The sequence below is a fragment of the Shinella sp. M31 genome, from assembly GCF_049199205.1.
In the GTDB taxonomy this organism is placed as follows: Bacteria; Pseudomonadota; Alphaproteobacteria; order Rhizobiales; family Rhizobiaceae; genus Shinella.
The window spans coordinates 33520-45142 of the sequence record NZ_JBLZPH010000071.1 but is presented as its reverse complement, the minus strand read 5'-3'; the positions used below and the strand labels follow the sequence as shown (position 1 = coordinate 45142).

General features: G+C 64.2%; 12 protein-coding genes. 4 read left to right on the top strand and 8 right to left on the bottom strand.

The annotated features are described in order from the left end of the window. Positions 1–133 precede the first annotated feature (133 nt). The 6 genes from solA to ACOZKU_RS10840 all read right to left on the bottom strand — a co-directional run bounded on the left by solA (position 134) and on the right by ACOZKU_RS10840 (position 5935). A complete protein-coding gene (gene solA / locus ACOZKU_RS10865) occupies positions 134–1279 on the bottom strand; it encodes an N-methyl-L-tryptophan oxidase (protein ID WP_421578873.1) in 1146 nt (381 codons plus the stop codon). A gap of 13 nt (positions 1280–1292) precedes the next feature. Further along, positions 1293–2780 carry an HAL/PAL/TAL family ammonia-lyase gene (locus tag ACOZKU_RS10860; protein ID WP_421578872.1) on the bottom strand — a complete coding sequence of 496 codons (1488 nt, stop codon included), beginning with the start codon at positions 2778–2780 and terminating at the stop codon, positions 1293–1295. Continuing rightward, the gene (locus ACOZKU_RS10855; protein ID WP_421578871.1) at positions 2777–3553 is read right to left on the bottom strand and encodes an ABC transporter ATP-binding protein; all 777 of its coding nucleotides are present in this window, start codon (positions 3551–3553) and stop codon (positions 2777–2779) included. The genes ACOZKU_RS10860 and ACOZKU_RS10855 overlap by 4 nt, the downstream gene beginning before the upstream one ends. An 11-nt stretch (positions 3554–3564) precedes the next feature. Next, a complete protein-coding gene (locus ACOZKU_RS10850; protein ID WP_314091577.1) occupies positions 3565–4272 on the bottom strand; it encodes an ABC transporter permease subunit in 708 nt (235 codons plus the stop codon). Further along, the gene (locus ACOZKU_RS10845) at positions 4272–4997 is read right to left on the bottom strand and encodes an ABC transporter permease (RefSeq protein ID WP_421578870.1); all 726 of its coding nucleotides are present in this window, start codon (positions 4995–4997) and stop codon (positions 4272–4274) included. Before ACOZKU_RS10845 ends, ACOZKU_RS10850 begins: the two co-directional genes overlap by 1 nt. 95 nt (positions 4998–5092) lie before the next feature. Beyond that, positions 5093–5935 carry a transporter substrate-binding domain-containing protein gene (locus tag ACOZKU_RS10840; RefSeq protein WP_314091583.1) on the bottom strand — a complete coding sequence of 281 codons (843 nt, stop codon included), beginning with the start codon at positions 5933–5935 and terminating at the stop codon, positions 5093–5095. A 173-nt stretch (positions 5936–6108) separates the two neighbouring features. Between ACOZKU_RS10840 and hutC the strand changes: the two genes are divergently transcribed. Continuing rightward, on the top strand, positions 6109–6864 hold the full coding sequence (hutC, locus tag ACOZKU_RS10835) for a histidine utilization repressor (RefSeq protein WP_421578869.1): 756 nt from the start codon (positions 6109–6111) through the stop codon (positions 6862–6864). Between the two features lie 122 nt (positions 6865–6986). Here the strand turns inward: hutC and ACOZKU_RS10830 are convergent, their stop codons facing one another. Both ACOZKU_RS10830 and ACOZKU_RS10825 read right to left on the bottom strand, forming a co-directional pair. Further along, positions 6987–7292 carry a hypothetical protein gene (locus ACOZKU_RS10830; RefSeq protein ID WP_421578868.1) on the bottom strand — a complete coding sequence of 102 codons (306 nt, stop codon included), beginning with the start codon at positions 7290–7292 and terminating at the stop codon, positions 6987–6989. Positions 7293–7417: 125 nt separating this feature from the next. After that, positions 7418–8200 (bottom strand): pyrroline-5-carboxylate reductase, encoded by a 783-nt coding sequence (locus tag ACOZKU_RS10825; RefSeq protein ID WP_421578867.1) that lies wholly within the window; start codon positions 8198–8200, stop codon positions 7418–7420. 171 nt (positions 8201–8371) lie between these two features. On the opposite strand from ACOZKU_RS10825, the gene ACOZKU_RS10820 reads away from it, so the two are divergent. From ACOZKU_RS10820 to zwf, 3 genes are all read left to right on the top strand, one after another. Then, the gene (locus tag ACOZKU_RS10820) at positions 8372–8590 is read left to right on the top strand and encodes a DUF6500 family protein (protein WP_421578866.1); all 219 of its coding nucleotides are present in this window, start codon (positions 8372–8374) and stop codon (positions 8588–8590) included. Between the two features lie 172 nt (positions 8591–8762). Continuing rightward, positions 8763–9977 (top strand): serine hydrolase domain-containing protein, encoded by a 1215-nt coding sequence (locus ACOZKU_RS10815; protein WP_421578865.1) that lies wholly within the window; start codon positions 8763–8765, stop codon positions 9975–9977. Between the two features lie 187 nt (positions 9978–10164). Then, the gene (zwf, locus tag ACOZKU_RS10810; protein ID WP_314091601.1) at positions 10165–11622 is read left to right on the top strand and encodes a glucose-6-phosphate dehydrogenase; all 1458 of its coding nucleotides are present in this window, start codon (positions 10165–10167) and stop codon (positions 11620–11622) included. Position 11623 lies beyond the last annotated feature (1 nt).

Here is an 11623-nt window from a genome sequence, read left to right as displayed (position 1 = left end):
GGGCAAGCTCGCCGCTGAAATGCTCTTCGCCCGCCTTCACCGTCGGCCGCTGGAAAACAGGCGGGTGCGCATGGAGCCGCAACTCGTCGTGCGGGATTCCACGCAGGCGGCGCCCAAGGGCTGAGTGCCCGGATCAGCCCCGAGAGCCGAAATGCCGCTCGAAGGTGAAGAGCGAGGTCGGCAACGCCGAGCCGCTGTCCAGCGCGAGATCGCACAGGATTTCGCCGATGACGCTGGTGAATTTGAAGCCATGGCCGGAGCAGGCCGAGGACACCACGACATTGCGGTGGGCCGGGCTGAAATCGATCAGGAAATCCTCGCTCGGCAGCATCGTGTAGCGGCAGGTCGTGGCGCGCATGCGCACGCTTGCCACCTTCGGCAGGCGTTTGCGGGCAAAACCGTCGAGCAGCGCGGTGTCCGCCTCGTTGACCGGCGGATTGGCGGCCGCCGGATCGATCTGCTCGCGGAAATGCGCATGGCGGCCGATCTTGACGCCATCGATGCCGATGGCCGGGAAACCGAAATAGGAACCGTTCTCGCCCTCGTCGCGCAGGAAGCAGGGCATGCGGCCCGGCTGGGCGGCAAAGCCGTCCTCCGGCTGATACCAGGCGACGACCTGGCGGATCGGCACGGCATGGGCGGCAAGCTGGGGGACGAGCTCCGCAATCCAGGCGCCGGTCGCGATGATCACTTTGCGTGCCCGGTATCGGCCGGTGGTGGTCAGGATATCGACCCCGTCCTCATCCGGTTCGATTGCCATCACCCGCTCGCCGAAATGCAGTTCCGCCCCGTCTTCCGTGGCGAGCTTGAGATAGCCCATGATCGCCGCCTCGGGCCTGATATAGCCGCCCTGCGGATCGAGCAGGCCGATCTCGCCGTCCTCCAGCGCGAAGGCCGGGTAGCGCCGCGCCATCTCGGCCTTGTCGAGGATGTCGTGCGGCAGGCCGTGCAGGTCGCAGGAGGCTTTCGTACCGCTGACGATCTTGCTGTCGGGCCGGCCGATCTGCAGCACGCCGGTGACGGTCAGGATATCCGCGCGTAGTCGCGCCTCCAGCAATCGCCAGTTCTCATAGGCGCGCCGTAGGAGCGGCACATAGGACGGGTCCTCGAAATAGCCGAGCCGGATCAGCCGGGTGTCGCCATGCGAGGAGCCGAGCGCATGGGCGGGGAAATGCGCTTCGATGCCGAGGACGCGTGCACCGCGCGCCGCAGCAAAGGATGCCGCAGCACTGCCCATGGCACCGAGGCCGATGACGGCGACGTCGAATTCTGCGGGCATGGATATCTCCCGGTCAGCCGGCGGGCTTTTCGTCTGCAATCAGGGCTCTCAGCACCTCTATGTCCGTGCCGAGCGGCCGGTCGTCCTCGTAATGCGCCACCCTTGCACGGACCATGGCATGCAACGCCGCCGTGCCTTGGGCAGGTTCGGCCGTGCCGGTCAGGAAATCATGCGCCTGGGCTGCGGCCATCAGCTCGATGGCGAGGATATGTTCGGCATTGTCGAGGATAGCGAGCAGCTTGTTGGCGGCGGCCGTCGGATGCGCGAGGAAATCTTCCTGCAGGCCGGAGGTGATGCCGCCATCCATGGCAGCAGGCGCGGCAAGGCGGCGGTTCTCGTTGCTGAGTGCGGTTGCGGTATATTGCGCGATCATGAAGCCCGAATGGCTGCCGGCATCGCTGGCCAGGAACGGCGGCAGGCCGCTGACCAGCGGGTTGACCAGTCGGTCCATGCGCCGCTCGCTCATCGCCGCGATCTGGGCAATGGCGGTCGCCAGGCTATCGGCCGCCTGTCCGAGCGCCGGCGCCACGGCATGGGCCTGCGAGGAGACGACGGGCTGGTCCGGCGTGCCGGAGACGGCGGGGTTGTCGGTGACCGAGGCCAGTTCGCGATCGACGACCGCGCCGCTCTGCTCGAACACATCCCAGGCCGCACCATGCGCATGGGGGACCGCACGCAGGCTGAGCGCATCCTGCGTGCGCTTACCGATGGCCGCGGCGATCAAGCCGCTGCCGGCAAGCTGTTTACGCAGCGTCGCGCCGACCCTGGCGATGCCGGCGGAGGGACGGAGCGCCAGAACGGCCTCGTCGAACGCCGCCATCTGGCAGCCGACCGCCTCGAGCGTCAGTGCGGCGATCGCATCGGCCCATTCGAGCAGGTGTTCGACACGCGATAGCGCAAGGGCGGAAAGACCCGTCGCGCAGGCCGTGCCGTTGACGAGGCTCAAGCCTTCCTTGGCCTCCAGCACCAGCGGCGCAAGGCCGATGGCGGCGAGCGCCTCGCGGCCGGTCATCTGTTTGCCGCGCACGACGGCATGGCCCTCGCCGATCAGGACGAGGGCGGTATGGGCATTGTGCGTGAGATATCCCGCCGAGCCCTTGGAGGGCACGTCGGGAATGCAATCCTGTGCCAGAAAGGCTGTGAGATAGCTGACGATTTCCGGGCGCACTCCTGAATGGCCGTGGCTGAAATTGGCGATCTGGGCGGCGATGATCGACCGCACGGCGCGCGGCGGCAGAAGCGGGCCGACGCCGCAGGCATGGCTGAGCACGATGTTGCGCGACAACCGGCTCTGCGAGTCGACATCGACGACCGTGTCGGACAGCGCGCCAACGCCGGTATTGACGCCATAGGCCCGCATGCCGGCCGCCACGATGGCATTGACGATTTTTCGCGCATGGGCGATGCGGGACATGGCCTGTTCGGAGAGGACAAGCGGTTCCCCTCCGCCGATCCGCGCGACATCCCGCCAGGACAAGCCGCCGTCGAGAACGATGCTCATTGCTCGCCGCCGAAATGGCCGATGAACTGGCGGAAGGCCGGCGACGCGCCGCTGCCGAACATGTCGTCCGGCGTGCCGCTGCTGTCGACCACGCCCTGGCGCATGAAGACGACGCGGTTGGAGACGTTGCGCGCAAAGCTCATTTCATGCGTCACGACGAGCATCGTCATGCCCTCTTCGGCGAGCGCCCGCATGACGCGCAGCACCTCGCCGACCAGCTCCGGATCGAGCGCCGAGGTGGGCTCGTCGAACAGCATGACCTTGGGCTTCATGGCGAGTGCGCGGGCAATCGCCGCGCGTTGCTGCTGGCCGCCCGAGAGATGGGCGGGATAGGCATGGCGCTTGTCGGCGATCCCGACCTTTTCGAGCAGCGCTTCCGCCTCGGCGATGCATTCGGCCTTCGGGCGCTTCAGCACATGGACGGGGCCTTCGATGACGTTCTGCAGGATCGTCATATGGGACCAGAGATTGAAGCTCTGGAACACCATGCCGAGTTCGGAGCGGATATGATCCACCTGCTTCTGGCTTTCCGGCCGGCTCTGGCCATTCTTTTTCACCATGCGGATCTGTTCGCCGTCGACGAAGATCTCGCCGTCGCTGGCCGTCTCCAGGAGGTTGATGCAGCGCAGAAAGGTCGATTTGCCGGAGCCGGAGGCGCCGAGCAGCGAAATCACGTCGCCGTCTTGGGCGTCGAGCGAAATGCCCTTCAGCACCTCGTGATTGCCGAAACTCTTGCGGATATTGCGAACGGAAAGGCGGATCACACCAGGCATCGGGATCTCCCTCAGGCTTTGACGGCCGACGGCGGGGCCGCGCGGCGATGTTTGGAGAGCGAATATTCAAGCAGCGCCATGCCCTGCAGGATCAGGAAATTCAGCACGAGATAGATGAGCGCCGCGCAGAGGAAGACTTCCATCGTGCGGTAGGTCTGCGAGATCAGCCGCTGGGCGACACCGGTAACCTCCCAGACGGTGACCAAGCTGGCGAGCGCGGTCGATTTCATCATCAGCACGATTTCCGTCGAATAGGCCGGAAGCGCATGGCGGAAGGCGATGGGCGCGATGATGCGGCGGACCAGCAGGAAGCCCGACATGCCGATCGCACGGGCCGCCTCGATCTCCTTCGGCGAGACGGCGCGGATGCCGCTTCGGAAAATCTCCGCCGAATAGCCGGCCGTGCAGAGCGCCAGCGACAGCACGGCGCAGACGACGGGTTCCCGCAGGAACGGCCACAGGAACGAATAGCGGATGACACCGAACTGTCCGAGGCCGTAGAAGACGAGGAACATTTGGATCAGGAGCGGCGAGCCGCGGAAGACGAAGATGTAGCCCTTGGCGAAACCGGAGAGGATCCGGTTGCCGGAAACCCGCATCGTGACGATCACCAGCGCCAGAAGGCAGCCGAAAAACACCGAGAGCGAGAACAGGAGAAGCGTCATGGGCACGGCCTTGAGCAGCGTGACCATCGCGGAGGAAAGGAAGGCGATATCCATCAGGCCTGCCCCATGGCTGCGCTCGGCATGCTGCGATTGGCGCGCCGTTCGGCGCGGTTGAACACCCGATCCGAAAAGCTTGTAAGCACCAGATAGAGAACACCACCGACGATGTAGAAGAGGAAATATTGCCGGGTCGAGCCGGCCGCCACCTGGCTGGTGCGCATCAACTCGGCAAGGCCGGTGACCGAGATCAGCGCCGAATCTTTCAACGTGAGCTGCCAGACGTTGCCGAGGCCGGGAATGGCATAGCGCAGCACCTGGGGCATGACGACGCGGCGCAGGCGCAGCCCGCGGTTCATGCCAATCGCCGAGGCTGCCTCGAGTTCGCCCTTGGCGATGGCGAGGTAAGCGCCGCGATAGACTTCCGCCTGGTAGGAGCCGGAAATGATACCAACGGCAAGCGCGCCGGCCGCAAACGACGGCAGGCCGAGAAAGCCCTCATAACCGAGCCAATGGCCGGCGGCGGTAACCGCCGAGGAGCCGCCGAAATAGATGAGATAGATGATCAGCAGTTCCGGCACGCCGCGAAACACGGTCGTATAGATATTGCCGAGGCCGACCAAAAGCGTGTTGCCCGACAGTTTGGCGGTCGCGACCACGGTGCCGAGCACGGCCCCGATCAGAAGCGCAGTCGCCGTCACCGCCAGCGTCATCAGCGTGGCGACCAAAAGCAGCGCGCCCCACCCATTCTGGCCGAAGCCCAGCAGTTCCAAGGTTGCCATGTCCGTTTCCCGTCGAATGCGGCATCAAGACAAATGCGATACGGACCTCCGGCAGCGGTGCCGGAGGCCGCAATCGCGACGACGTATCCCGCAGCTTACTCCGCCGGGCTGACGTCGACCTTGAACCACTTCATCGACAGTTCTTTCACGGTTCCGTCAGCCAGCGCCGACTTGATGGCCTCGTTGAACTTGTCGCGCAGATCCGTATCCGCCTTGCGGATGCCGAGGCCTTCGCCTTCGCCCCAGATCGGGCCGACGATTTCCGGACCGGTGAAGGCCAGCGCGCCGTTTGCAGCGGCAAAGGCGTTGCCGAAATAGACGGCGTCGTCGAAGCCGAGGTCGATGCGGCCGTTCTGGAGGTCCAGATCGCGCTCGGCGCCCGTCTTGTATTCACGGATCTCCGAGGTCGTGCCGAAATTGTCGTAGATGAACTTCGCATAGACGGTCGCGGCCTGGATGCCGATCGTCTTGCCGGCGAAGGCTTCCTTCAGCGCGTCGATTTCCTTCACGCCGGTCTGGCCGGCGGTCATCTTGATGATAGCGCCGGTTCCCGCCGCCTTGGCCAGCGGGCTGTCGGCCGCCGTCGCGAAGGCTGCCGGGGTAGCGGCATAGGGAATGGTGAAGTCGATGATCTGCTTGCGCTCTTCGGTGATCGACAGCGCGTCCATGATCACGTCGAACTTGCCGGCGTTCAGCGCCGGGATCATGCCGTCCCAGTCGGAAGCGACCAGTGTGCATTCGATCTTGGCGCGCTCGCACAGCACCTTGGCGAGTTCCGGCTCGAAACCGCCGAGCGTGCCGTCGGCATTGGTGAGGTTCCAGGGCGCATAGGCGCCTTCGAGCGTGATTGTCGCCGTCTTCCAGTCCTTGGCGAGGGCCGGGGCAGAGAGCGTGGCCAAAGCAGCCGCGCCCGCAAGAATAACTTTCCGCACTTCCATGTGAAGACTCCTCTGAGGTTCGTTAATCGTCATTGCCTACCGATCTGCGTCGGCTTGCCGCCATCGCTTGCGCTCTGGGGAGGTTGTATATGGTACCATAAGAAAAAATTTGCGTTATGCAAGATGGAAGTTTAGATTTTTGGAAATTGACCGGGAGATCGAGGGATGAATCGATGAAGCGTGGCGGCGAAATGCGCAGGGAGCTGGCGGAGAACGACGCGACGCCCCTTTATGCCGGCGTCAAGCAGATCATCCTCGACCGCATCCACAGCGGTGAGTGGCCGCCGAAACACCGTGTGCCCTCGGAAAACGAGCTGGTGGCCGAACTCGGCGTCAGCAAGATGACGGCAAACCGGGCGCTGCGCGAGCTGGCCAATGAAGGCGAACTCGTCCGCATCCAGGGCGTCGGTTCCTTCGTCGCCGAGCGCAAGGGCGTCTCGGCTCTGTTCGAGGTGCGCAACATCGCCGACGAGATCGCGGAACGCGGCCATATCCACGAAGCCAAGGTGGTTGCGCTGGCAAAAGCCTCGGCACCGCCGGATGTTGCGGATGCACTGGGTCTGGAAATCGGGGCGCCGGTTTTCCACTCGCTGATCGTCCATAGCGAGGAGGGTGTGCCGGTCCAGATCGAGGATCGCTACGTTCACCCCGGGGTCGCGCCCGATTACCTCAGCCAAGATTTTTCCGTCATCACGCCCAATGCCTATCTCTCGGCGATCGCGCCGCTCAGCGGTTCCGAGCATGTCGTCGAGGCGACCGTGCCGCAGCCGTGGGAATGCAAGCTGCTGATGATCCTGAAGACGGAACCCTGCCTGATGATCCGTCGCCGGACCTGGTCCGATCGCAACATCGTCTCGACCGCCCGGATCATCTATCCCGGCCAGCGCTATCGGCTGGAGAGCCGCAGCGGGACCATACCAGTTCCCTGATTGTATATGGAACATGGTGTTGTGCACACGATTCGTGTCCACGAGGGGAGCGGTCGGATCGGAATTCACTGAAGATTCAGGCAATTCCGGTCGCGAAACTTCTGCGCACCTGCTGGAACGCTCTAGATTCCGGATCCGTCGAGCTGCTGGGCGTCCTCGCCCTGCCAGGGGGAGGGCGCTGAGGCGCGGCTGATATTGGCCGAAGGCATCGGCATCCAGCATTTCAGCTCGGGTTCGGCATATTCGATGATGCAGCCGGGGGCGGAATCCGCGGCGCGCCAGCCTTCCGCGCCGAACCGGTCGCCGTGCGACCAATAGGCGACATCGACTTCGGCCGCCCCCTGTTCCGAAGAACGGACCGTGACGAGAATCCGGCTGCCGTCCCTCGGCGCACTTGTCATATGACGCCACCGCTCTGGCTGATCCATCGTCTTTCCTCCTGCCTCGTTGCAGGAAGTGTCGCGCCGCTGCCGAACCGGGTCAACCCAAACTTCGCACGGGCGCGCTCGTTTCTTGCGGCTGGCCATCCGTTCCGGCGGCACGCCGGGAACTGTCATCCTCTGATGCGCGCGAGAACGCGGTCGAGTGCGCTGTTCATCGCCTGGCTGCCGCCCTCCGCCTCGAAATCCCGGAAGACCTGCTCATTCAGGCCGCCTCTGGTGGCGAATTCGTGGCTCAATTCCAGGAAAGGCACGTCGTCGCCCGATAGGATTGCCGTATCGGAGAGGCTGGCGAAGAGGGGCGCGAGATAGGCGCGTCCCTTGCCTTCCGGCAGGCCGTTTGCCGCCAGCCACTCGCTTGCGCGATGCATGATGCCGAAATAGGTGGCCATCAGAGCGCTCGCTGCGGCGAGCAGGTCGTATTCTGCCTTGCTCTCGCACTCGACGGCGTTGCCCATCGCATTGAACAGTGCCGCGGTATCCGCATCGGGCGGGTAGACGGCGGTCACGCCCTTGCGGCGTGCGACGAAGGGCAGGGGGATTGCCTGGGAGAGACGCACATCCGCGCCGATCCAGTCGAGAAGGGTGTCTCGCGCCGTTGCGGCGACGACGCTGATCACGCGCTGCCCATCTCGGAAGCGCAGGGGGCGGATGACCTCCTCCGCGATCTGCGGGCGGATCGCCAGAACGACCGTGTCGCAGCCGTCGACGATGGTCTGGTTGTCGCCGGAGACCAGAACCTGCGGGAAATCGCCGGCCAGTCTTGCCGAGATATCCGCGCTGCGTAGCGATACCATGACATGCGGCACGGCGGCGGGCTTTGTGAGGAGGCCGCGCACCATCGCGTCGGTAATGGCGCCGGTTCCGATGAAGCCGATTTTCTGGGGCAGGGACATGATCATTCCGTGTTCTGAAGGGCAGGAGGTCGTCGGGAGATACCTGCTGCCGCATTTCGTGGCCATTGGGTCAGAAAATCAACGCCGCAGCAATCGCAAAATTTCCACCGTTTACATGCAATCGGCGCGCATGTTTGGTGCGCAGCAAGTGTTGAGCTGCGAGAAAAAATCTTGAGGCAATCCCTGAGGGACAAGGCCGTTTCGGTCTGCAATGAGAAGATCGCCAAGAAGGGCGAGGCCGTTGGCCTGTCGTTCTACGCCTTCTTTGCGAACAAAAACGAGAATCCGGATTTGCTGATGGAGGCGGCGGAGTGGTGGATCAAGACGCATCGCCTCGATCATTTCGAAAAGGCGACGAAAATCCACGCGATGATCACGTCGGGCCGGTAAAAAAGCTCGGGCCTTGTCTTCCCTTCGGGATGCCTGCCGAAGGACGGACCGGTCGTGCTCGATGCCGCTATGATGGGTCGCAGGCGCAGTCTTTGGGGGAATTCGTCGGAGGTCGCTATCTTCGCTGCGATGATTGCGCGAGGATCGTTCCAGCCGCAAACGAGAGCCTGTCATGACCAGCACACCGTCTTTCCGTGATCCCGCCGCCCCTGGAAACCTCGTCATACCCAGGCAGGAATGGGATCGCGCACCCTGGAACCGGTGGACCTTCCAGCATATCCGCGACATGGTGCCGACCACGCAGGTCTGGCGCGGGCCGGGGCCGGCGAGCCCGCTGCCGGTCAATCTGCAGCCTGTCGACGCCATTCCCTTCGAGGTGGACGGTCAGTACCTTACCATCGGCAGTTTTTTAGAGACGGCCTATACGGACGGCCTGCTGGTGCTCCATCGCGGCAGCATCGTTGCCGAGCGCTATCTGAATGGCATGGCGCCGCATACCCAGCACCTGTCGCAATCCGTCGCCAAGTCGATCGTCGGCACGCTGGCGGGCATTCTGATCGGCCGCGGCCTGGTCGATCCTGCTGCGCTGCTGACCTATTATCTGCCGGAACTGGAGGCGACGGCCTATCGCGGCGCGACCGTCCAGCATGTGCTGGATATGACCAGCGGCGTGCTGTTCGACGAGACCTATACCGCGCTCGATTCCCACATGGCGCAGCTCGACGCCGCCAGCGGCTGGAAGGATCGCTGGAACCCGGACTGGCCACAGCATGTCTGGGACCTGATCCTGTCCCTGACGGTGCTTGAGTGCCCGCACGGCGCCTCCTTCCGCTATCGCTCGATCGAGACCGACGTGCTGGCTTTCGTGCTGCAACGCGCGACCGCCACGCCGCTTGCCGAACTGGTCAGCCGCGAATTGTGGGCGCCGATGGGGGCGGAGGAGGATGCCTATTTTACCGTCGACGCCGCCGGCTACGCGCTTGGCGACGGCGGGTTCAACGCGACGCTGCGCGATTATGCCCGCTTCGCGCTGCTGCATCTGCGCGGCGGTGAGTTCAACGGTCGGCGCATCGTTCCGGCCGAGTGGATCGCCGCAACGCGTTTCGCCGCCGACCCGACGCTCTTCGGCGGCGTCTATCACGATGCGCTGCCGGCCGGCGCCTATCACAACCAGTTCTGGATCGAGGATATCGCACGTGGTGCCTATATGGCGCGAGGCGTTTTCGGCCAGCTGATCTACATCGATCCGGAGGCGGATTTTGCCGCTGTCATCCTGTCGAGCTGGCCGGAATTCGTCAACACGGCGCGCACGAGGACGGCGCTTGCCGCGGTCCGGGCCATTCGCGCGGCTTTGTCCGGTGCGGCGGGCGTGCCGGCTGCGCTGTAGCAATCGGTAGGGCGGCCTTTTTCACCGCTTGATCGCCTTCGCAAACCGGTCTCTACTCGGCGAGCAAATCGGGTGAGGATCTGTTGTGGCGACTTCAGACGACAGGAAGACGGCTTCGCGACGGCGAGGGCCTGGTGCGGCCAGATCAGCGCCGCAGGGTGTAACTCAAGATTTCGGGACGGGTGCTTTGCGCAAGAATTCCACACGGGTTGGCCCCGGCTATCCACAGGTCGTCGTTCTCTTCGGTGCGACGGGCGATCTGTCCCGCCGCAAGCTCCTTCCGGGACTGTTTCACCTCGTCAATGCCGGCTTCATTCCGGGCTGCCGGATCGTTGGCGTCTCGCTTGACGATATCGATGTCGATGGTTTCAGGACGATTGCCCGCGAGGCGCTCGACAAGTTCCTGACCCGTCAGTTCACCCAGGCCGAATGGGAGGCGTTCTCCGCCTCGCTCGACTATGTGCCGCTCAATGCCGGCGCCGGCGCGCTGAAGAAGGCGGTCGAGAAGGCGGAGGAGGCGCTCGGCCCGGAAACGCGGCGCGTGCACTACCTGTCCGTACCGCCCAAAGCCGCCCTTCCGGCCGTTCAGCTTCTGGCCGAGGCCGAACTGGTGGAGCGTTGTCGCATCATCATGGAAAAGCCGTTCGGCACGGATCTCGCCAGCGCCGTGGAGTTGAACAGGAAGCTCCACGAGGTCTTCGACGAGAAGCAGATCTTCCGCATCGACCATTTCCTCGGCAAGGAGCCGGCGCAGAACATTCTGGCCTTCCGTTTCGGCAACGGCCTGTTCGAGCCGATCTGGAACCGCAATTTCATCGATCACGTGCAGATCGACGTGCCGGAAACGCTCGGCCTTGCAACGCGCGCCGCCTTCTACGAGACGACGGGCGCCTATCGCGACATGGTCGTGACCCATCTTTTCCAGATCCTGGCCTTCATGGCCATGGAGCCGCCCACGGCACTGGAGCCCGCGCCGATCTCGGAGGAGAAGAACAAGGTGTTCCGCTCCATGCTGCCGATCGAACCGCGCGACGTGGTGCGCGGCCAGTATATCGGTTACCGCAAGGAGCCGGGCGTCGATCCCGAGAGCGACACGGATACGTTCATCGCGCTGAAATGCGCGATCGACAATTGGCGCTGGGCCGGCGTGCCCTTTTTCCTGCGCACGGGCAAGCGTCTGGCCGAGGGGCAGCGCATCATCTCCATCGCCTTCCGCGAGCCGCCGAAATCGATGTTCCCGCCGGGCTCCGGCGTGGGTGCGCAAGGACCCGACCATCTGACCTTCGATCTGGCCGATGCCTCCAAGGTCTCGCTTTCCTTCTATGGCAAGCGTCCGGGCCCGGGTTTCCGGCTCGACAAGCTGTCACTGCAATTCGCTATGAGCGAGACCGGCCTGATCGGCGAGGTGCTGGAGGCCTATGAACGGCTGATCCTCGACGCCATGCGCGGCGACCACACGCTGTTCACCACCGCCGAGGGCATCGAGCGGCTCTGGGAGGTTTCTCAACCGCTGCTCGACAATCCGCCGCCGGTGCGGCTCTACGATCAGGGCGGCTGGGGGCCGAAGTCGATCCACCAGCTCATCGCGCCGCATGCCTGGCGTCTGCCGTTCGAGCGCGCCTGGCGGGATTCGTCGAAAGGGTAGG

Bases quoted from the DNA above. Each gene is read 5' to 3' on its own strand.
- ACOZKU_RS10845 (WP_421578870.1), bottom strand. From the start codon at position 4,997: ATGGCAACCTTGGAACTGCTGGGCTTCGGCCAGAATGGGTGGGGCGCG.
- ACOZKU_RS10840 (WP_314091583.1), bottom strand. From the start codon at position 5,935: ATGGAAGTGCGGAAAGTTATTCTTGCGGGCGCGGCTGCTTTGGCCACG.
- ACOZKU_RS10850 (WP_314091577.1), bottom strand. From the start codon at position 4,272: ATGGATATCGCCTTCCTTTCCTCCGCGATGGTCACGCTGCTCAAGGCC.
- ACOZKU_RS10815 (WP_421578865.1), top strand. From the start codon at position 8,763: ATGACCAGCACACCGTCTTTCCGTGATCCCGCCGCCCCTGGAAACCTC.
- solA (WP_421578873.1), bottom strand. From the start codon at position 1,279: ATGCCCGCAGAATTCGACGTCGCCGTCATCGGCCTCGGTGCCATGGGC.
- ACOZKU_RS10830 (WP_421578868.1), bottom strand. From the start codon at position 7,292: ATGGATCAGCCAGAGCGGTGGCGTCATATGACAAGTGCGCCGAGGGAC.
- hutC (WP_421578869.1), top strand. From the start codon at position 6,109: ATGAAGCGTGGCGGCGAAATGCGCAGGGAGCTGGCGGAGAACGACGCG.
- ACOZKU_RS10855 (WP_421578871.1), bottom strand. From the start codon at position 3,553: ATGCCTGGTGTGATCCGCCTTTCCGTTCGCAATATCCGCAAGAGTTTC.
- ACOZKU_RS10860 (WP_421578872.1), bottom strand. From the start codon at position 2,780: ATGAGCATCGTTCTCGACGGCGGCTTGTCCTGGCGGGATGTCGCGCGG.
- ACOZKU_RS10825 (WP_421578867.1), bottom strand. From the start codon at position 8,200: ATGTCCCTGCCCCAGAAAATCGGCTTCATCGGAACCGGCGCCATTACC.